Source organism: Micromonospora sp. NPDC005087 (assembly GCF_042872965.1).
GTDB lineage: Bacteria > Actinomycetota > Actinomycetes > Mycobacteriales > Micromonosporaceae > Micromonospora.
The window spans coordinates 107,719-127,626 of record NZ_JBIALB010000005.1 but is presented as its reverse complement, the minus strand read 5'-3'; the positions used below and the strand labels follow the sequence as shown (position 1 = coordinate 127,626).

General features: G+C 71.1%; 21 protein-coding genes. 14 read left to right on the top strand and 7 right to left on the bottom strand.

Annotated elements, in window-relative coordinates:
* Positions 1-190: 190 nt before the first annotated feature.
* From ACFYPS_RS14420 to ACFYPS_RS14410, 3 genes are all read right to left on the bottom strand, one after another.
* The gene (locus ACFYPS_RS14420) at positions 191-1,396 is read right to left on the bottom strand and encodes a cation:proton antiporter (RefSeq protein ID WP_354966460.1); all 1,206 of its coding nucleotides are present in this window, start codon (positions 1,394-1,396) and stop codon (positions 191-193) included.
* A gap of 5 nt (positions 1,397-1,401) precedes the next feature.
* Positions 1,402-1,902 (bottom strand): TrkA C-terminal domain-containing protein, encoded by a 501-nt coding sequence (locus ACFYPS_RS14415; protein ID WP_354966461.1) that lies wholly within the window; start codon positions 1,900-1,902, stop codon positions 1,402-1,404.
* A 251-nt stretch (positions 1,903-2,153) separates the two neighbouring features.
* Entirely contained in the window at positions 2,154-3,290 is a 1,137-nt protein-coding gene (locus tag ACFYPS_RS14410) for an epoxide hydrolase family protein (RefSeq protein ID WP_354966462.1), read from the bottom strand.
* A gap of 85 nt (positions 3,291-3,375) precedes the next feature.
* On the opposite strand from ACFYPS_RS14410, the gene ACFYPS_RS14405 reads away from it, so the two are divergent.
* The 9 genes from ACFYPS_RS14405 to ACFYPS_RS14365 all read left to right on the top strand — a co-directional run bounded on the left by ACFYPS_RS14405 (position 3,376) and on the right by ACFYPS_RS14365 (position 11,609).
* Positions 3,376-4,029 (top strand): helix-turn-helix domain-containing protein, encoded by a 654-nt coding sequence (locus ACFYPS_RS14405; protein ID WP_354966463.1) that lies wholly within the window; start codon positions 3,376-3,378, stop codon positions 4,027-4,029.
* A gap of 86 nt (positions 4,030-4,115) precedes the next feature.
* Positions 4,116-6,707: an ATP-dependent chaperone ClpB gene (gene clpB / locus ACFYPS_RS14400; RefSeq protein ID WP_354966464.1), complete on the top strand. Its 2,592-nt coding sequence runs from the start codon at positions 4,116-4,118 to the stop codon at positions 6,705-6,707.
* 125 nt (positions 6,708-6,832) lie between these two features.
* Positions 6,833-7,213, top strand: a complete 381-nt coding sequence (locus ACFYPS_RS14395; protein WP_354966465.1) for a hypothetical protein — start codon at positions 6,833-6,835, stop codon at positions 7,211-7,213.
* 143 nt (positions 7,214-7,356) lie between these two features.
* Complete coding sequence (locus tag ACFYPS_RS14390; protein WP_354966466.1) at positions 7,357-7,977, top strand: DUF4178 domain-containing protein; 621 nt, start codon at positions 7,357-7,359, stop codon at positions 7,975-7,977.
* Between the two features lie 92 nt (positions 7,978-8,069).
* Positions 8,070-8,909 carry a hypothetical protein gene (locus ACFYPS_RS14385; protein ID WP_354966467.1) on the top strand — a complete coding sequence of 280 codons (840 nt, stop codon included), beginning with the start codon at positions 8,070-8,072 and terminating at the stop codon, positions 8,907-8,909.
* A gap of 72 nt (positions 8,910-8,981) precedes the next feature.
* Positions 8,982-9,647: a hypothetical protein gene (locus ACFYPS_RS14380; protein WP_354966468.1), complete on the top strand. Its 666-nt coding sequence runs from the start codon at positions 8,982-8,984 to the stop codon at positions 9,645-9,647.
* Positions 9,648-9,656: 9 nt separating this feature from the next.
* Positions 9,657-10,466: an SDR family oxidoreductase gene (locus ACFYPS_RS14375; protein WP_354966469.1), complete on the top strand. Its 810-nt coding sequence runs from the start codon at positions 9,657-9,659 to the stop codon at positions 10,464-10,466.
* Between the two features lie 168 nt (positions 10,467-10,634).
* Positions 10,635-11,174, top strand: coding sequence for an orotate phosphoribosyltransferase (gene pyrE, locus ACFYPS_RS14370; protein WP_354966470.1), 540 nt, complete (start codon positions 10,635-10,637; stop codon positions 11,172-11,174).
* 57 nt (positions 11,175-11,231) lie between these two features.
* Positions 11,232-11,609: a helix-turn-helix transcriptional regulator gene (locus tag ACFYPS_RS14365; RefSeq protein ID WP_007454255.1), complete on the top strand. Its 378-nt coding sequence runs from the start codon at positions 11,232-11,234 to the stop codon at positions 11,607-11,609.
* 170 nt (positions 11,610-11,779) lie between these two features.
* On the opposite strand, the gene ACFYPS_RS14360 is transcribed toward ACFYPS_RS14365, so the two are convergent.
* Both ACFYPS_RS14360 and ACFYPS_RS14355 read right to left on the bottom strand, forming a co-directional pair.
* The gene (locus tag ACFYPS_RS14360; RefSeq protein WP_354966471.1) at positions 11,780-12,601 is read right to left on the bottom strand and encodes a DedA family protein; all 822 of its coding nucleotides are present in this window, start codon (positions 12,599-12,601) and stop codon (positions 11,780-11,782) included.
* 143 nt (positions 12,602-12,744) lie between these two features.
* Positions 12,745-14,340 carry an LPXTG cell wall anchor domain-containing protein gene (locus ACFYPS_RS14355; RefSeq protein ID WP_354966472.1) on the bottom strand — a complete coding sequence of 532 codons (1,596 nt, stop codon included), beginning with the start codon at positions 14,338-14,340 and terminating at the stop codon, positions 12,745-12,747.
* A gap of 168 nt (positions 14,341-14,508) precedes the next feature.
* Between ACFYPS_RS14355 and ACFYPS_RS14350 the strand changes: the two genes are divergently transcribed.
* Positions 14,509-14,988: a SigE family RNA polymerase sigma factor gene (locus tag ACFYPS_RS14350; RefSeq protein WP_387324733.1), complete on the top strand. Its 480-nt coding sequence runs from the start codon at positions 14,509-14,511 to the stop codon at positions 14,986-14,988.
* 2 nt (positions 14,989-14,990) lie between these two features.
* A complete protein-coding gene (locus ACFYPS_RS14345; protein WP_354966474.1) occupies positions 14,991-16,055 on the top strand; it encodes an LCP family protein in 1,065 nt (354 codons plus the stop codon).
* A 1-nt stretch (position 16,056) separates the two neighbouring features.
* On the opposite strand, the gene ACFYPS_RS14340 is transcribed toward ACFYPS_RS14345, so the two are convergent.
* On the bottom strand, positions 16,057-16,269 hold the full coding sequence (locus ACFYPS_RS14340; protein ID WP_354966475.1) for a hypothetical protein: 213 nt from the start codon (positions 16,267-16,269) through the stop codon (positions 16,057-16,059).
* 121 nt (positions 16,270-16,390) lie between these two features.
* On the opposite strand from ACFYPS_RS14340, the gene ACFYPS_RS14335 reads away from it, so the two are divergent.
* Positions 16,391-16,774: a phage holin family protein gene (locus tag ACFYPS_RS14335; protein ID WP_354966476.1), complete on the top strand. Its 384-nt coding sequence runs from the start codon at positions 16,391-16,393 to the stop codon at positions 16,772-16,774.
* Positions 16,775-16,936: 162 nt separating this feature from the next.
* Entirely contained in the window at positions 16,937-17,962 is a 1,026-nt protein-coding gene (fbaA, locus tag ACFYPS_RS14330; protein WP_089018268.1) for a class II fructose-bisphosphate aldolase, read from the top strand.
* Between the two features lie 52 nt (positions 17,963-18,014).
* Here fbaA and ACFYPS_RS14325 read toward each other — a convergent pair whose 3' ends face one another.
* Complete coding sequence (locus ACFYPS_RS14325) at positions 18,015-19,214, bottom strand: hypothetical protein (RefSeq protein ID WP_354966477.1); 1,200 nt, start codon at positions 19,212-19,214, stop codon at positions 18,015-18,017.
* 248 nt (positions 19,215-19,462) lie between these two features.
* Between ACFYPS_RS14325 and ACFYPS_RS14320 the strand changes: the two genes are divergently transcribed.
* Complete coding sequence (locus ACFYPS_RS14320; RefSeq protein WP_354966478.1) at positions 19,463-19,891, top strand: DUF3151 domain-containing protein; 429 nt, start codon at positions 19,463-19,465, stop codon at positions 19,889-19,891.
* Positions 19,892-19,908 lie beyond the last annotated feature (17 nt).

The following is a 19,908-nucleotide window of genomic DNA, read 5'->3' as shown; positions in this document are numbered from 1 at the left end:
CCGCGTTGGCACTGGCCACCCGCGGACCTTGGCTGCTGGGGCGAAACGGTAACCCGCCGTCGGGTGCTGCGGTAGTCCCCGCAGGGAGCAATTCAGCAACCGTTGGCCTGGCCTGGTCCACCGGATGGTCGGAGGGCCCGCCCACCGCCGTTGACGTGTCGATCGGGACCATGTCAACGGCGGTGGCGCGTCAGTCGTGGATCGGAACCGGCTCCCGCCGCTCGGCCGCCGCACGGGTGCGCAGCCACCGCTTGAACCACGGGAAGTCGGGCAGTCGGGCCAGCATCGGCCCGGTCACCACGGTAATCAGGACGTACGCCGTGGCCAGCGCCGCCAACCGCGGCTCGACGCTGCCGGCGGCCACCGCGAGCCCGGCGATGACGATGGAGAACTCACCGCGGGGTACGAGTGCCAGGCCGGCCCGCCATCGACCAGGTTCGGCGATGCCGACGCGGCGAGCCGCGAGGTAACCGGTGAGCGTCTTCGTCGCCATGGTGACCACGGCCAGCGCGAGCGCCGGCAGCAGCACGGGTGGGATGTCCCGTGGGTCGGTGACCAGCCCGAAGAAGACGAAGAACACCGCGGCGAACAGGTCCCGCAGCGGGGAGAGCAGCTCGGTGGCGTGGTGTGCCACCGGCCCGGAGAGCGCGATGCCGACGAGGAACGCGCCGACCGCCGCCGACACCTGGAGCTTCGCCGCGAGACCGGCGATGAGCAGGGTCAGCCCGAGTACGCCGAGCAGCAGCGCCTCCGGATCCTTCGCCGACAGGGCGGAGGAGATCAGATGGCCGTACCGGATGGCGAGCACCAGCACGAGCAGCACCGTTCCCACCGCCACGGTGAGCGCGATGCCGCCGCCGAGCAGGCCGGTGCCGGCCAGCACCGCGGTGACCAGCGGCAGGTACAGGGCCATCGCCAGGTCCTCGATCACCAGGACCGAGAGGATCACCGGGGTCTCCCGGTTACCGAGTCGGCCCAGGTCGCCGAGGACCTTGGCGATCACTCCGGAGGACGAGACCCAGGTGATGCCGCCGAGCACCAGGGCGGCCACCCAGTCCCAGCCGAGCAGCAGGGCGAACGCGGCGCCGGGCAGTGCGTTGAGTACGCCGTCGATCAGCCCGGCCGGGGCCGCCGACCGGAGGTTGCCGACCAGTTCGTTGGCCGAGTACTCCAGGCCGAGCATGACCAGCAGCAGGATGACGCCGATCTCGGCCCCGACCGCGAAGAACTCCTCGCTGGCCGCGAGCGGGAGCAGCCCACCGTGCCCGAACGCCAGCCCGGCGAGCAGGTAGAGGGGGATGGGCGAAAGACCGACGCGGCGGCTGAGTCGACCGAGGACACCGAGCAACAACAGCAGCGCGCCGACCTCGACGAGCAGTGTGGTGGAGTCGTGCATCCGCCTCAGCCGTCCGGGTCACTGTCGGCGAGGATGGCGGAGACACCGTCGAGACCCTTGCGGGTCCCCACGACGACCACCACGTCACCGGCTGCGAAGCGGAAGGTGGGAAGCGGCGAGACGATCACCTCGCCGTCGCGCAACACCGCCACGATGGAGGCGCTGGTGCGGGTACGCGCCTTGGTGTCACCGAGCTTCCGATTGACGTACCGCGACCCCGCCGTGATGGCGATCTGCTCGGTGAGCAGACCGGCGGCCTGCTCGCGCAGCCCGGAGAGCTGGCCGAGCATCAGCGACGCGCCGAGGATGTCGGCCAGCGCCTCCGCCTCGTCGTCGGTCAGCGGGATGTCCGCCTGGCAGGAATCGGGATCGTCGGGGTCGTAGAGGACAAGATCCCGGCGGCCATTGCGGTGGGAGACCACGCCCAGGCGGCGTCCGGACTCGGTCACCAGATCGTGACGTACCCCGATCCCGGGAAGGGCGGTCTGCTCGACTCGTACTCGCACCCGCCAAGGCTACCGCCTAGTGAACCAAGCCCAGATCTTGGTCGAGTTCGGCCCCTCCAGGGGCCACCTCCTTCCAAGATCGATGGCTCCCGCTCGATCTGAGGCCCTCGTTGATCGACTCGGTTTCGGCGATGTCGCGGTGTCCCGGCAGTCCGGACGCCCCGACTTCCGGGAAGCGGAGTGGACCTACCACTCGGGATGCGCCGGTACCCACCCCGGCAGAGCGGGGTGGGCACCCGGGCGCGCCACGGTCAGCGAAGGCTGGCGAAGAACTCGCGGACATCCGCGACCAGCACGTCGGTGGCCTGGTGGGCGGCGTAGTGGCCGCCGACGTCGCCGCGGCCCTCGACGTCCGTTCCGTACGCCGTCCACCGGACGATGTTCGCGTGGTCCCGCTCGGCGAAGCGGCGGATCGACTGGAAGTCACCGGGGAACATGGCCAGCGCGGTCGGCACGGTGGTCGGCCCGGTAGGCGCGTCGCCGGCGTGCGCGTCCTCCCAGTAGAACCGGATCGCCGAGGTGGCCGTGCCGGTGAACCAGTAGAGCGCCACGTTGGCCAGGATGAAGTCGGCGTCGAGGCTCTCGTCGAAGAGTTGGGCGTTCCAGGCCAGCAGCCCGACCGGCGAGTCGGCCAGCCCGAACGCCAGGGTCTGCGGCTGCTGGCTGTGCACCTGGTTGAAGGAGAACTTGTTCTCGTAGAACCACTGGAGGTGCTCGAGCGCCGCCTGGTCCGCCTCGGACAGCCCGGCGAACTCGGCCGGGTCGCCCGAGGGGAACGAGAAGAGCTGGGTGACGTGCACGCCGAGCACGTGCGCCGCGTCGATCCGGCCCAACTCCGGCGCGACCATTGAGCCGGCGTCGTTGCCGACCGCGCCGTAGCGGTCGTACCCCAGTCGGCTCATCAGCTCGGCCCAGGCGCGGGCGGTGCGGTACCGGTTCCAGCCGGCGCTGCGGGTCGGGCCGCTGAACCCGAAGCCGGGCAGCGACGGGATGACCAGGTGGAAGGCCGGCGCGTCCGGTGCGGTCGGCTCGGTGAGCGGGGCGATCACGTCCAGGTACTCCAGCACCGAGCCGGGCCAGCCGTGGGTGAGCACCAGCGGGGTGGCGTCCGGCCGGGACGACCGGACGTGCAGGAAGTGGATCTGCTCGCCGTCGATCTCGGTGACGAACTGCGGGTACCCGTTCAGTCGGGCCTCGACTGCGCGCCAGTCGAACCCGTCCCGCCACCGGTCGACGAGGGCGCGGACCCGGTCGGTGCTCATCCCGTAGGTGGCACCGGCGCCGGGCAGGTCGGCGGGCCAGACCGTGCGGCCGAGCCGGGCTGCCAGGTCGTCGAGGGCGGTCTGCGGGACCTCGACGCGGAACGGGCGGATCGCGGTGCCGGTCATCTCGGTACTCCTTCGGAACGGAATGTTTCGTTCCGCTACCACAGTAGCAGACCGGAACGGTCCGTTCCACTGCTATTCTGGTGGCATGCCACCTCCCCGCGGAAAGACGGACGCGCCGCTGGCCGGCCGCCGTGCCCAGGCCGCCCGCAACAACGAGGTGATCCTCGAGGCCGCCCGCGCGGTCTTCCTCGACGATCCGAAGGCGCCGATCGCCGCCGTCGCCGAACGTGCCGGCGTCGGCATCAGCGCGCTCTACCGGCGGTACGCGGGCAAGGAGGACCTGCTGCGCCAGCTCTGCCACGACGGGTTGCGCCACTACATCGCCGAAGCCGAGACCGCCATGGCGGAGCCGGACGACTGGGCCGCGTTCGCCGGGTTCCTGGCCCGGGTGGTCGACGCCGACGTGCACTCGCTCACCGTTCACCTGGCCGGCACCTTCACTCCGACCGAGGAGATGGGCCGGGACGCGATGCGCGCCAGCGAGCTGGCCACCGCCCTGTTCGAGCGGGCCCGCTCCAGCGGGCGGCTGCGCCCCGACGTGGTCGTGCAGGACCTGGGGCTGCTGCTGGAGGCGTGCGCCGCGGTGCGCGTACCCGATCCGGAGCGGACCGGGCAGCTGCGCCGCCGTCAGCTCGCGGTGCTGCTGGCCGGACTGTCGACCGGGCCGGACACCGACCCGCTGCCCGGCCCGCCACCGGCGGCCGGGGAGTTCGACTGGCGCTGGCGTCGCCGGGAGTGATGGGCGTCACAGCGTTAGGGTTGAGCGGAATACGCTCAACTCTGGTTGGGTCCAACCCAATGGACAACGCCGATCCGGGGGAGCCCATGAACACCGAACGCCTCACCACCAAGAGCCGCGAGACCATCACCGGTGCCGTCGCCCTGGCGAACCAGCGCGGCCACGCCACCGTGGAGCCCTGGCACCTGCTGCTGTCACTGCTGGACACCGACGGCTCGACCGCCGCCGGCCTGCTGCGCGCGGTCGGGGCCGACCCCGCCGAGCTGCGCCGGGCCGCCCAGCGCGCGGTCGACGCCCTGCCGGCCGCGCGGGGCTCCAGCATCGCCGAGCCCACGCTGGCCCGGGAGTTCGTCAACGCCATCGGCGCCGCCGAGCAGATCGCCCGGCCGCTGGGCGACGAGTACACCTCCACCGAGCACCTGCTCGCCGGCCTGGCCCGGGTCGGCGGCGCGGTGTCCGGCGCGCTGACGTCGGTCGGCGCCACCGAGGAGACCCTGGTCGCCGCCTTCCCGAGTGTCCGGGGTGGGGACCGGCGGGTCACCACCGCCGACCCGGAGCAGACCTACCAGGCCCTGGCCAAGTACGGCGTGGACCTGACCGCCAGCGCCCGCGACGGGAAGATCGACCCGGTGATCGGCCGGGACTCGGAGATCCGCCGCGTGATCCAGGTGCTCTCCCGACGTACCAAGAACAACCCGGTTCTGATCGGCGAGCCCGGCGTCGGCAAGACCGCCATCGTCGAGGGGCTCGCCCAGCGGATCGTGGCCGGTGACGTGCCCGAGTCGCTGCGCGACAAGAAGCTGGTCTCACTGGACCTCGGCGCGATGGTCGCCGGCGCCCAGTACCGCGGCCAGTTCGAGGAGCGGCTGAAGTCCGTGCTGGAGGAGATCAAGAACTCCAACGGGCAGGTCATCACCTTCCTCGACGAGCTGCACACCGTCGTCGGTGCCGGCAAGGGTGAGGGCTCGATGGACGCCGGCAACATGCTCAAGCCGATGCTCGCCCGCGGTGAGCTGCGGATGGTCGGCGCCACCACGCTGGACGAGTACCGGGAGCACATCGAGAAGGACCCGGCGCTGGAGCGCCGCTTCCAGCCGGTGGTGGTCGGGGAGCCGACCATCGAGGACACCATCGGCATTCTGCGCGGGCTCAAGGAGCGCTACGAGGTGCACCACGGCGTGCGGATCACCGACGCCGCGCTGGTCGCCGCCGCGTCGCTGTCCGACCGCTACATCACCGACCGGTTCCTGCCGGACAAGGCGATCGACCTGGTCGACGAGTCCGCGTCCCGGCTCCGGATGGAGATCGACTCCCGGCCGGTCGAGGTGGACGAGATCGAGCGGGCGGTTCGCCGGCTGGAGATCGAGGAGATGGCGCTGGCCAAGGAGCCCGACGCCGCGTCCGCCGAGCGGCTGGAGCGGCTGCGCAAGGAACTGGCGGACAAGCGCGAGCAGCTCACCGTGCTCTCCGAGCGTTGGCAGACGGAGAAGAGCCACATCACCAAGCTCTCCACGGCCAAGGAGGAGCTGGAGCGCCTGGGCGGCGAGGCCGAGCGGGCCGAGCGCGACGGGGAGCTGGAGCGCGCCGCCGAGCTGCGCTACGGCCGGATCCCCGCGCTCAAGGTCGAGCTGAAGCAGGCCGAGGAGGAGCTCGCCCAGCTCCAGGCCGACGGCGCGATGCTGAAGGAGGAGGTCGGCGCGGACGACATCGCCGCGGTGGTTGCCTCCTGGACCGGCATCCCGGCTGGCCGGCTGCTGGAGGGCGAGACGGCCAAGCTGCTCCGGATGGAGGAGTCGCTGGGCGGCCGGGTGGTCGGCCAGGCCGAGGCGGTGGGCGCGGTCGCCGACGCGGTGCGCCGGGCGCGGGCCGGCGTGGCCGACCCGGACCGCCCGACCGGCAGCTTCCTCTTCCTCGGCCCGACCGGTGTCGGCAAGACCGAGCTGGCCAAGGCGCTCGCCGAGTTCCTCTTCGACGACGAGCGGGCGATGGTCCGCATCGACATGAGCGAGTACGGCGAGAAGCACTCGGTGGCCCGCCTGGTCGGTGCCCCGCCCGGCTACGTCGGCTACGAGGAGGGCGGCCAGCTCACCGAGGCGGTGCGCCGTCGGCCGTACTCGGTGATCCTGCTGGACGAGGTGGAGAAGGCCCATCCGGACGTCTTCGACGTGCTGCTCCAGGTGCTCGACGACGGTCGGCTCACCGACGGTCAGGGCCGCACGGTCGACTTCCGTAACGCGATCCTGATCCTCACCTCCAACCTCGGGTCGTCGGTGATCAGCGACCTGACGCTGGCCGATGAGCAGCGCCGGGAGGGGGTCCTCGCCGTGGTCCGGTCGCACTTCAAGCCGGAGTTCCTCAACCGGCTGGACGACATCGTGGTCTTCGCCTCGCTGCGGGGGGACGATCTGCGCTCCATCGTGGACATCCAGCTGGACCGGATGCGAAAGCGTCTCGCGGACCGTCGATTGGCGCTGGACATCACCGAGTCCGCGCGCCAGTGGCTCGCCGAGCACGGCTACGACCCGATCTACGGCGCCCGCCCGCTACGCCGCCTGGTCCAGACCGCGATCGGCGACCAGCTGGCCAAGGCCCTGCTCTCGGGCACGATCCGCGACGGCGACACCGTCAAGGTCGACCTGACCACCCCCACCAACACCCTGACGGTAACCCCGGCCTGACCCCACCCCGCCTCCCGGCCCAACCCGCGGTGATCAAGAGGTTTGCGTCATCGAGATGTCCTCTCATGATGCAAACCTCTTGATCAACAGGGTGGAGCGGGGGTGGGCGGGGAAAGGATGGGGGCATGTTCGGCATCGGGAAGAAGTGGGAACGGGAACTGGGCTCGGCCGTTGACGAGTTGGTCGCGGCCGACACGCTTGCCTTCGGTGGCGTCGGCTTCGCCGGCACGCTGCTGCCGGTGACCGAGGCGTACCAGCGGGTCGAGGCCGCCCTCGACGACCACCCCGAGGAGGTACGCCGGCAGCTCGACCGGGTGCTGGCCGAGGGCTCACCCGCCGGCCGGGCGTACGCGGCCACGCTGCTGGAGCGGATCGACCCGACGGCGGCCCGGGCGACCTGGACGTCACTGCGGGACGACCCGACGGAGTTCACCACCTTCGTCGGCTGCGTGATGGGGCGCTCCACCCTCGGCGAATACGCCACCCAACGACTCGCCGCAGCGTGATCCACCGCTCTGTCCACAGTGCAGACGGCCACGCGCGGCAACGCCCCGGCCGCCGTGAGTAGCTGAGCTTTCCGTCACGACGCGAGTCGCTTCGGTGTCGGGGGTTGTTACCGTCTGCGCCGACGTACCTGGGGAGGTGGTCGGTGGACGGGTCGGTGACGTACCTGGTGGCGGCGGTGGCCGTACTCGCGGTGGCCGTGTTCGTGATCATCGTGCGGGCCCGGCGACGGGCGGCGACCCGGCCCGGCGGTGCGGTGCCCGGCGGGCGGCCGCCGCGCGGCCGCGCGGCGGAGTCGCTGCGCGGTGGCCCGCACCGTCTGGCCCCCGGCGACCGCGTGCGGATCCGCGAGCGGGAGTACGCGGTGAGCGGCACGATCCGCCTGGTCGAGGGGGACTGGAGCTGGGTGCAGCACCTGCTCGACGACGCCTCCGGCACCCGCCACCGGTTGTCCGTGGAGGACGGCCCCGACCTGGAGTTGGTGCTCTGGACCGCCGAACCCGGCGCGACCGTCACCCCGGGCGCCCCGACCATCGACCTCGGCGGGCGGCGCTACACCTGGGCCGAGACCGGGCAGGCGCGGTACACCGCCACCGGCGAGACCGGGCTGCCGGCGGCCGGGACGATGCGCTACCACGACTACGAGTCCGGCGGCGGCGCGCGACTCTCCTTCGAGGCGTACGGCGAAGAGGGCTGGCGGGTCGCCGGCGGCGACCTGCTCGACCCCGCCGAGCTGACGATTCGACCCACCACCCAAGAGCGCTGAGCCGGTCCCGACGGGCGCGCCGGGTTGGCCACGGCATGCCAGAGTGGCCAGTTGCCGATACGGTGTGGGCGCGATCTTAGGGAAGGAGAATCGTGGTCGATTCCCAGAGCACGCCGGCCCGCCAGCGGCCATCCATCGTGACGATTTCCAGCTACCTGCTCTTCCTGTTCCTGGCGTGCCAGGTGATCAGTCTGATCCTCACCCTCGCCACCATCGGCAAGACCCGTGACGTGCTCCGCGAGGCGTACGAGGGCAGTTCCGCGAACGGTGCCGAGCAGGTGGCGGACTTCTTCTTCGCCTTCGGCATCGGCAGCAGCATCGTGCTGCTGCTGCTCGCGGTCGCCCTGGCCGTGCTGGCCCTGCTCAACAACCAGGGTCGCAACGGCGCCCGGATCACCACCTGGATCATCGGCGGCATCATGGTCTGCTGCGTGGGCGGCACCCTGCTCAGCGGGGCCGCCGGCAGCTTCACCACCGGCGTGGACACCGGCGGCGACATGCCGAGCGGCGAGGAGATCCAGCGCCGGCTGGACGAGGCGCTGCCCTCCTGGATCACCCCGGTCAGCCTCCTGCTCGGCGTGATCAGCCTGCTCGCGCTGCTCGCGGCGCTGATCCTGCTGGCGCTTCCGAAGGCCAACGAGTACTTCCGCAAGCCCACCGCGGGCTGGGAGCCGCCGACCCCGGGCGCCAGCTACCCGGGTTACCCGCAGGCGCCGGGCCAGCCCGGCTACCCGCAGGCCCCCGGACAGCCGGGCAACCCGTCGAGTGGCGAGCCGGGTTACCCGTCGACGCCGGGCCAGACGACCGGGTCGGAGCCGGCTTACCCGCCGCCGCCCGGCCCGTCGCCCTCGTCGGGCCCGTCCGGCACGGACCGACCGGACGACACGCCGCCGGCCGACCGTCCCGGGCCGACCCCGCCGTCGACGAGTTGACCGTTCGATAACCACGACGCCGACGATCCCTCCGAGTAGGTTGCAACCCGACGCCTACCGGAGGGATTCGTCGTGTCGTACCCGGAATCGGCACCGGCGCGCCGGCCGGCCGTGGTCTTGCTGGCCGCGGCCGTGCTGCTGGTGATGGCGATCGCCGCACTCGCGTACACCGTCATCGACCTGGCGGTGCTCGGCCGCACGGTCGACGCGTTCCGCTCCGCCGCCCGGGACACCTCGGCGAGTCCGCAGCAGGTCGACGATGTGGTGACCCTGCTGCGCGTGTCCGCGGCAGTCTCGGCGGTGGTGGCGGCGCTCTCCACGCCGGTGCTCGCCGGTCTGGCCGTCGGGTTGCTGGCGGGTCGTGCCGGCGTCCGGGTGGCCACCTGGGTCGTCTGCGGGCTCGGCCTGCTCGCCGGCTGCTGCAGCGTGGCGGTGCTCATCGGTGAACGGGCCGCGCCGCTGCGGCTGGGCGCCGGCGAGCGGGCCACCGCCGAGTTGCTGGGCCTGATCGGTGACGCGTACCCGTCGTGGTGGATCCCGCTCAACGCCGGACTTTCGGTTGGACAGGGCCTCGGTTACCTTGTGGTAGCTACGCTGCTGGCCCTGCCGGCGGCCAACGCCTGGTTCGGTCGGCACCGTCCGACAACGCCTACCGTGCCGTCCGCTCCGCCCGGGTTCCCACCCGCCCCGCACCAGCCCCCGCCGGCGCAGACCGCGCCCCCGTACCCGCCCAGGTGAGGACCGCCCGTGACGCTCGACCCCGCGATCGCCGAGCGACGGGCCCTGATCACCGGCGCCACCGCCGGCATCGGCGCTGCGTTCACCCGCCGGCTGGCCGCTGACGGCTGGCACCTGGTGCTGGTCGCCCGGGACGCGGGCCGGTTGACCGAACTGGCCACCGAGCTGGGTGCCCGACACGGCCGCGAGGTCGAGACGATCTCGGCGGACCTGTCCACCGACGACGGCTGCGCCGTGGTGGAGCAGCGGCTCACGGACGGCGGCCCCGTGCACCTGCTGGTCAACAACGCCGGGATCAGCCTCAACAAACCGTTCCTGCGCTCCTCTGCCGAGGACGAGGCCCGCCTGCTGCGGCTCAACGTGCACGCGGTCATGCGGCTGACCCTGGCGGCGCTGCGGCCGATGACCGAACGGCGCGATGGGGCAGTGATAAATGTCTCTTCGGTTGCCGGATTCGGCGCGGTGATGCCGGGATCGACCTACTCGGCCAGCAAGGCGTGGGTCACCAATTTCAGTGAGTCCGTCGGCCAGTCGGCACGGCCGTTCGGGGTCCGGGTGATGGCCCTCTGCCCCGGCTACACCCGTACGGAGTTCCATCAGCGGGCCGGCATCAACATGTCGAAGACGCCCGAGTGGATGTGGCTGCGGGCCGAGGATGTGGTCGACGAAGCCTTGCGTGACCTGGGCAAAGGCAAGTTGGTCAGCATTCCGGCGTGGAAGTACAAAGTGGCCGTTGCCGGCCTGCGGCACGCGCCGCGAAGGCTGCTCCAGGCGGTCGCCCGGGACACCCGCGGCAGGATCGGTCGAGACGAGCGCTGAGCACCCAGGGCCGCCCGGTCTCCCGGCGCCAGTGCCGGTACGTTGGCTCACCGCGATCGGGCCGATTGCTGAGCGTAGTCGGACATCGCCAACCATCTGTCCCCCAGCGGGCTGATCAGGGTGGACCCCACACGCGGCGTCCAGACTTGCGCAGTAACCTCTATCGCCATGGGGGACCACGACGACCTGCGTAAATTCATTACCGACCTGGCTGTGGTCCACGGACGGGTCGTGCTCTCCTCGGGGCGGGAGGCAGACTGGTACGTCGATCTGCGTCGCGTCACGCTCCATCACCGGGCCGCCCCGTTGGTCGGCCGGGTGCTGCTCGACCTCACCGCCGACTGGGAGTACGACGCCGTCGGCGGGCTCACCCTGGGCGCGGACCCCATCGCGCTCTCGATGCTGCACGCCGCTGCTCCGACCGGTCGGGCCCTGGACGCTTTTGTGGTGCGCAAGGCGGGTAAGGCGCACGGTCTACAACGGCGCATCGAGGGACCGGAGGTGGTCGGCCGCCGAGTGTTGGCGGTGGAGGATACGTCCACGACAGGCGGAAGTGTGTTGACCGCGGTCGAGGCGCTTCGTGAGGCCGGGGCTGAAGTCGTGGGCGTGGCGGTTATTGTTGATCGAGGCGCCGGCGACGCGGTGCGAGCCGCCGGATTGCCGTACAGGGCGGCCTATACGTTGGCTGACCTCGGCCTTGTGGCGTAAAAGTTTGCCGATTCGGATCTGCTGATATGCAGGCGGATCGATGCTGCTGGTGGAAGGATGGAATACGTGGGAACTGCGTTGGCCGAAATGACTATGCCTCAGATCTCGCCGCTTGCCGGTGAGCCGATCGAACGTGCCGATGCCGAGCGTCTCGCGGGGGTCCTCAAGGCCCTTGCCGATCCCGCTCGGTTGCGGCTGCTCAGCCTGATCCAGTCGGCCCCTGAGGGCGAGGCGTGCGTCTGTGACCTGACGGCGCCGCTCGGCCTCTCTCAGCCGACGGTCAGTCACCACCTGCGTATCCTCACCGAGGCCGGCTTGCTGGAGCGGGAGAAGCGCGGTGTCTGGGCGTACTACCGGCTGGTCCCGAGTGCGATCGCGACGATCGCCGACCTGCTGACCCCGCCGCGTAAGCGGGCCACCAAGAAGGCCCGCTGAAGCAGGCGCTGCACGCCGTCCCGCGCCGGGATGGTGTTCGGTGGCGAGCCAGGGGTGGCGCCACCGCTCGGTGACGCCTGCTCGTCCCCGGCCGCACCGCCGGAGGCCGGGTCCGACATGCCGACGGCCGACCCCCTCACCAGGGGGCCGGCCGTCGTCGTACCCAGGGTTCAGCGCTCCTGCCCGTGCTCCGGACGCTGGCGGCCGTGCGGGTGCTCGTCGTGGTCGAACGTCTCGCGGACTGCTTCGACCGCGCCGACGGCGCTGGCCGCCGCGACCACCGCGACCGCCTCGCCACGCTTGCGTGCCCGCCGGTCGCGGAGGAACTCGAAGAAGATCGGCAGCACCGAGATCACGATGATCAGGGCCACCACCGGCAGGATGTAGTGGTCGATCTTGTCCCCGATGGCCTGGTAGATCTGCTCGGCCAGCAGGTAGCCGATCAGCAGGATGCCGTCCACCCACAGCACCGCGCCGACGATGTTCCAGAGCAGGAACTGCCGGGCCGGCATGCCGAGCGCGCCGGCGACCGGGTTGAGGAACGTCCGGACGATCGGGATGAAGCGGGCCAGCACCACGGCCTTCGCCGGGCCGAACTTCTGGAAGTAGTACTCCGCCTTCTCCACGTACTCCTTCTTGAAGAGCCGGGAGTTGGGCCGCTCGAACATCCGCCGGCCGTACCGCGCGCCGAGCCAGTGCCCCACCTGGGCGCCGACGATCGCGCAGATCGGACCGCCGATCAGCAGGCCGGCCAGGGAGAGTCGGGTGCCGTCGCCGAAGATGGCGTCCGCCACGGGCGAGGCGGCCACCCCGGCCAGGAACAGCAGCGAGTCGCCCGGGAAGAAGAAGCCCACCAGCAGGCCGGTCTCGGCGAAGAGGATCACCCAGACGCCGATCAGCCCGAAGGTCTGCAACAGCTCCTTGGGATCGAGCGGGTTCAGGGCGACGCTCTCCGCGAGCGTGCGGGTCTTCTCAGCTGTGTCCACGGCCACAAAGGGTACCGAAGACCGCGTCTCTTGCCGCGCCGGACCGTACCCACACCACCCGCTGGCGCATCCCCCGAGGCGAAGGGTGTCGCAACGACGGTGCCCCGCCGACCGGGATGGTCGGCGGGGCACCGGTGGTGCGGGTTGGATCAGGCGACGAAGCGGGTCCGGCGGCGCTTGGCCACCAGGTAGCCGCCGACGCCCGCGGCGAGCAGCAGCGCGCCGATGCCGGCGATCAGGCCGGTGGACTGGCCGGTGATCGGCAGCGCGCCACCGTCGTCACCACCCTGGCCGCCGCTGCCATCCTGGTCGCCCTGGTCGCCCTGGTCGCCCTGGTCGCCGGACGCGTTCACCAGGATCTTGGCGGTGTCGTTGGCCGGCTTCAGGTCGGCGTAGAAGCCGCCCTCGCACTCGCACGGGACGTTGACCTTCACCGCGCCGGTGGCGTTGGCGATGACCTTGTCGATACGGAACTTGAACTCGCCGGTCAGTTCCTCGCCGGCCGGGGCGAACGGCCCGGGATAGCAGCGGTATTCGGCAGCGCCGGGAGTCCCGGCGTCCTCCCACTCCGCGTCCTCACCGGTACGCGGGGCGCACTCGGCCGGCACCTCCACCGCGGTGGTGCCGGTCGGCACCGTGACGTCGACGAAGGTGACGTCGGTCTCGGTGCGGATGTACTCCAGGGTGGCCGGGCCGTTGTTGCGGAAACCAAGGGCGGCGGTCACCACCGCACCCTTGGCGCCGGTGAACTTGGCGCCGACGGCCTCCAGGTCCGTACCGTTCTTGCCGGTGACCTCCACCCGCAGCGCACTGTGGTTGTTGCTCGGGTCGGTGTCCGTCTGCATGGCGCGGCTCGCACCCGGGGCCTGGGTCAGCGACAAGGTCTTGCCCGTACCCAGGCGGGCCGCCTTGGCGCCGGCCTCCTCGCGGACGCCGGCGAAGTCCTCGAAGTCTCCCGTGGTCATGAACCAGATGTCGCCGAACTCGGTGCTCGGTGCGTAGGTGTCCTTGGCCAGCTCGTAGTTCAGGGTCGTCGTAGCGCCCTCACCGACCGGAATCTTCTCGTCGAACTCGCAGGCGAACAGGAAGTCCTCGGCGTAGTAGCAGTTGTCGAACCGCTCCTTGGTCCGGATGCCGTAGTCGTTGTCGAACAACGCCACCACACCCTCGATGTCGGTCTTGCCGACGTTGCGGACAGTCAGCGGGGCCTGGAACGCGGCACCGGGCGCTGCCTTGACCTGGGTTTCGGGTCCGCCCGCCAGGTCGACGCCCTCGCCGACGCGGATGCGGGAGACGTAGTTGGCGACGTCCTTGCCGGCGGTCTGGAGGCTGACCTTCAGCTCGCCGGCGTCGCCGGTAGCCGCTTTGTCGGTCGGGGCGATGATGACGTCCCCGAGGAATCCTCCGTACAGCTCGTCGACGACCACCGGGAAAGGTTCCGTGCAGACCAGCACTCCGGCATCGTCGGCGGAGCAGTCGTTGCCCGTGTCGCCGGCCAAGGTGATCTTGTCGGCCAGTGAGCGGTAGTCGTAGCGGACGGTGACCTCGTTGAGGACGGTCGGCTCAGAGCCGAACAGCTTCGGCCCCCGGACGACGCCGGGCGAGTCGGCCGCGACGGTGACGTCCTGGAAGTAGAGGTCGAATTCGGCAGCCGGATCGGCGATGGCCGGACTGGCGGAGGCGGCGACGAACGCGCCTGCTACGCCCAGTCCGGCGAGCAAACGCCGGGTGGAGTGGGTGAGCATGTGGGGGTTCCTCCAGTGGGGGATTCAGGTGGAGCCTGCGGATCCTAAGGAATCGCTAAGGTTGGCCGCCGCCCCGAATGCCAAGACCGGCCGAAAGGTTGATCGGCGTCACCGCAACGTTCGATCGCCCCGCTTCCGTCATCTGAGGCAGGAGCCCCGGGAGGTGCAGTGACGTACGAGGAGTTCGCGGACACGCGACTGGCCCCGCTGCTGCGGTACGCGGTGATGCTCACCGGCGATCCGCACCAGGCGCAGGATCTGGTGCAGGAGACGATGGTCCGGGTCCAGCTCAACTGGCGACGGGTCGCCCGAGCGGACTCACCCGAGCGCTACGTGCGCCGGATGCTCACCAACCAGTACGTCGACTGGAAGCGCGGTTCCTGGATGCGCCGGGTGCTGCTGCGCGGGGAGCCCGATGAGGCGCTGGCGGCACCCGTCGACCACGCCCAGTCCGCCGTCGACCGGGACCAGATCTGGTCCTGGCTGTCCCGGCTGCCGCGCCGGCAACGGGCCACCCTGGTGCTGCGCTACTACGAGGACCTGCCCGACGCCGAGATCGCCGACATCCTCGGCTGCGCCGTCGGGACCGTACGTTCGTCCATCTCCCGGGCCCTGGCCACGCTCCGGGCCGAGTACGTGGAGGCGTGAACATGATCGAGGATGACCTGCGTGCCGCCTTCGCCCGGCACGAACCGATGACCCCGCCGACCGGTCCGCTGCGGGCCACGATCGACCGCCTGGTGACCCGGCGGCGGCGTCGTCGCCGCCGGTGGCAGGCCGGCAGTGCGGCGTTGGCGCTGCTCGGTGCACTGGGGATCGGGGTGCCCCTGCTGACTCCGGAGCGCGCCGGACCGCCGCCCGCCGCCGATCTGATCGGCGAGTCCGGTCGGCCGGTGCCGACGGGCGCGCTGAACATCCTGCTGCTCGGCCTCGACGGCGACCGGCGGGAGGTGTCGCGAACTGACGCGATGCTGTTGGTGCACATCCCGGCCGACCACAGTCGTCCGTACCTGATCTCGCTGCCGCGTGACCTGGGGGTGCCGATCCCGGGCTACGGCACCAACAAGTTGAACGCCGCGTTTCCGTTCGGTGCCGGGTTCACCCGGCCGGAGATGACCAAGGGTTACGAGCTGACTCGGCGTACGGTGACCGAGTTGACCGGGATCCGGGTGGACGCTGGTGTGGTGCTGACGTACCCCACCGTGCGCGCGCTGACCGACGCCGTGGGCGGAGTGCCGGTCTGTCTGCCCGAGCGGGTGCTCTCCGTCCACACGAAGCGGGTCTTCCCGGCGGGCTGTCAGCGTCTCGGCGGCGCCGCGTCGGTCGACCTGCTCCGCCAGCGCTACGGTCTGCCCGAGGGCGGCCACGACCGGGACCGGAACGCCCGGCTCTTCGCTGCCGGTCTGGTCCGCCAGGCCACCGACCAGGGCGTGCTCACCGATCCGGTACGCCTCACCAGACTGCTGGCCGCCGTCGGCCCGGACCTCGTGGTGTCACCCGACCGGGCCGCCGTGCTGGACCTGCTGCGGCTCGTCCCCGCGCTGCGATCGGTCGAGCCGGTCGGGCTCAGCCTGCCGGTCGTCGAGCCGACAGGGCAGGACCGGTACCTGCGCCTCAACCCGAAGCTCGCCCCGGAGTTCCTGACCGCGCTGCGGGAGGACCGGCTCGACGAATGGACGGCCCGTCACCCGAAGCTGGTCGACGCCGGCCGCTGATTCAGCGGTAGTCGTCCTCGTCCCCGGTGACCACCCGGGCCTGCTCCATCGCGTCCCAGTCGTCGACCTCCAGGCCGCGGTGCGGCTCGCCGTCGACGTCGGCGGGGCCGACCACCGCGGCCTGCTCGACCGCGTCGGCCGGCTCCGCCTCGGGGTCGCGTTCGTCCGGGGCGAGGTGGTCGCCGGGGGTGAAGTCCTCATCGGGCTGACCCATCGTTCCTCCCGGGGGCTCGGTGCACGGTTCCCACCCACCGTACGGGCTGTGCCGGCGCCGCGCGGAAGTCGAGTCGGTCGAATCACCCATGGGCGGCGCGGCCCGGTGCCAGGATGGGGCCGTGGGCTTCCTCATCCGGCTGGCGATCACCGCGGTCGCGTTGTGGGTGACCACGCTGATCGTGCCCGGGGTCGAGGTGCACGGACGCTCGGGTGGCAACACCGTGCTCACGCTGATCGTGGTCGCGCTGATCTTCGGCGTGATCAACGCGGTGCTCAAACCGGTGATCAAGGTCGTCGGTTGCGTGTTCTACCTGCTGACCCTGGGCCTGTTCGCGCTGGTGGTCAACGCGCTGCTGTTCCTGCTCACCGACCGGATCGCCCGCGGGCTCGACCTGCCGTTCCAGGTGGACGGTTTCTGGGCGGCGTTCTGGGGCGCCATCGTGATGACCGTGGTCACCTGGCTGATCAGCGTCATCGTGCCGGACCGCCTGGGCAACCGGTGACCGGATCCCTTGCCACCGCCCGACGGGTGGGCCAGGGCCGGGTCGGTTGTTTCGGCGCACCTCACCTACGGGATACTGCCGGGCGGAGGACAGCGCGGTCCGGCGCACCCGTGAACAACAGCGGCCAGCACGGCCGAGAGTGGTAAGTAAGGAGCGTTCGATATGCCCATCGCTTCCCCCGAGGCTTACGCGGAGATGCTGGACCGCGCCAAGGCTGGCCGGTACGCGTACCCCGCGATCAATGTCACCTCCTCCCAGACGCTGAACGCGGCGCTCAAGGGCTTCGCCGACGCGGAGAGCGACGGCATCATCCAGGTCTCGACCGGTGGCGCCGAGTACCTGTCCGGCCCCTCGATCAAGGACATGGTCACCGGCGCGGTGGCGTTCGCCGCGTACGCGCACGAGGTGGCCAAGAAGTACCCGGTCAACATCGCGCTGCACACCGACCACTGCCCGAAGGACAAGCTGGACGGCTTCGTCCGGCCGCTGATGGGCATCTCGCAGGAGCGGGTCAAGCGGGGCGAGCAGCCGCTGTACCAGTCGCACATGTGGGACGGCTCGGCCGTGCCGGTGGCGGAGAACCTGCAGATCGCCTCCCAGCTCCTCGACGAGGCCGCCAAGGGCAAGATCGTCCTTGAGATCGAGGTCGGCGTCGTCGGTGGCGAGGAAGATGGCGTCGAGAACGCCATCAACGACAAGCTCTACACCACCGTCGAGGATGGCCTGGCCATGGTCGAGGCGCTCGGCCTCGGCGAGAAGGGCCGCTACATGGCGGCCCTGACCTTCGGCAACGTGCACGGCGTCTACAAGCCGGGCAACGTCAAGCTCCGGCCGGAGATCCTCAAGCAGATCCAGGACGCGGTCGGCGCGAAGTACGGCAAGGACAAGCCGCTCAGCCTGGTCTTCCATGGCGGCTCGGGCTCCCTGCTGAGCGAGATCCGCGAGGCGCTGGACTACGGCGTGGTGAAGATGAACATCGACACCGACACCCAGTACGCCTTCACCCGGCCCGTCGCGGACCACATGCTCCGCAACTACGACGGCGTGCTGAAGATCGACGGCGAGGTCGGCAACAAGAAGCAGTACGACCCGCGTACCTGGGGCAAGGCCGCCGAGGCCGGCCTGGCCGCCCGGGTCGTCGAGGCGTGCGAGCACCTGCGCTCCACCGGCACCACGATGTCCAAGTAACGACGTCCCACCGACGGCCGGCCCCCTCGGGGAGCCGGCCGTCGTCGTTTCGTCAGGCGGACGCGGTGAGCAGGCGGACGGCCTCGCGGACGTCGTCGGTCAGGTGGATCGTCGACGACAGGTCGCCGAACGGGGACGCGGCCAGCAGCGGGCGCAACAGCGCCTCCACCGGCAGCTCCCGGGTCCAGTACGCCCGGTCGAGGAAGACGTAGGCGCCGCTGACACCGTCGGTGCCGTAGTAGGTCTTGGTCGCCGCCTGGAACACCTCCTGCACCGTGCCCGCCCGCCCGGGGGCGAACACGATGCCACCCCGGGCGAGCCGCAGGATGGTGTCCTCCCGGATCGCGTTCGAGAAGTACTTGGCGATCCGCCCCGCGAACAGGTTCGCCGGCTCGTGCCCGTACAGCCAGGTCGGGATGGCCAGCCCGCCGGCCCGCGCCCATCCCGCGTCGGCGCCGCGCTGCCGGGGCACGCCCGCGTACCGCTGCCGGACCGTCAGCGCCACGGCGGTGTACCGCTGGTGGTCGGTGAAGTCGGGCGCGGTGGCCAGCAGGTCGATCGCCGCGGTCAACTCCGCCGCCGGCTGGTCCGCCAGGTAGGCGCCGAGGTTCGCCGCCTCCATCACCCCGGGACCGCCGCCGGTCACCACCAGCCGGTCGGCCCGGGCCAGCTCCCAACCCAGCACGGCCGCCATCCGGTACGCCGGGCTGCCGCGCCGCACCGCGTGCCCGCCCATGATGCCCACCACCGACTGCGGCCCGTGCTCGTCCAGCCAGGCCCGGGTGGCGTCGGTCAACGCGTTGTCCACGCCGTGGTCGTGCAGACGCTGACCGAGCGCCTCCTTGACGTCCGGCAGCGCGCCGCCGTGCGCCCGGTAGTGCTCGTACACCCGGGTGTCGTACATCCCGGTGAACCCGCCCTCGGCGAACCCGGCGGCCAGCTCCTCCGGGGTGTAGAGGTGCGCCGGTTGGGTCGGGTACGGCAGCCCGGAGAACGGCGGCACGACGTTCGCCCCACGCCGGACCAGGTCGGCGCCGACCTCCCGGGAGGCGAACCGGCAGCCGACGAAGAGGGTGCCGGTGACCTCGACGCCGGTCAGGTCGGGCACCGGGGCCAGGTCGAGGCGGAGCCCCTGCACGGTCAGGCCGGTCAGGCGGCCGGTGGCCAGCTGCTGGTCGAACTCGTCGCGGGTCTGGACCTCGTTGACGTGCAGGTGCGGCTCGATGATGTCCGCGGGAGGTGGGGTCGGCACCCGGCCATCCTGCCCGTCCGCCGGGACCAGCCAAACCCCGGGCCGGGGCGGAACCGACAGGAGCCCGGCGGCCGTGGCCACCGGGCTCCTGCGTAACCGGGTCCTGGGGAGGCTCCGGACCATTAGTTGTAGTGGAAAACACCTGGCGGCGGCATAGGCCGCAGGCGTGACCAACTCCTCAGCCGTTCAGCGGAGCACGTCGGCCGACCCGCTCGCGTGTCGCCCTGTCCAGCGGGTTGAATGGGACGATGCAGAACCTGTTGCCAGAGCCACCGGCCACCCTCCTACCCGCGAACCACGAGGCCGACGCAGCCCTGGCCGCCGCCGAACAGGCAGCCAGCGACCAGGCGTACGCCGAGGTGGCGGCCCGATTCCCGACCTACAGCGCCGCCTGGGCCGAGCTCGCGGCCCGGTCGTTCGCGCAGGGCCAGGTGGTGACGGCGTACGCCTACGCGCGCACCGGCTACCACCGGGGCCTGGACCAGCTGCGCCGCAGCGGCTGGAAGGGCCACGGCCCGGTGCCGTGGTCGCACGAGCCGAACCAGGGCTTCCTCCGCTGCCTGTACGTGCTCTCCCGGGCCGCCGACGAGATCGGCGAGGCCGACGAGGCGGCCCGCTGCGCCCAGTTCCTCCGCGACTGTGACCCGGCGGCGGCGGACGCGCTGGCCAGCAACTGACACCCGACCCGACGGCC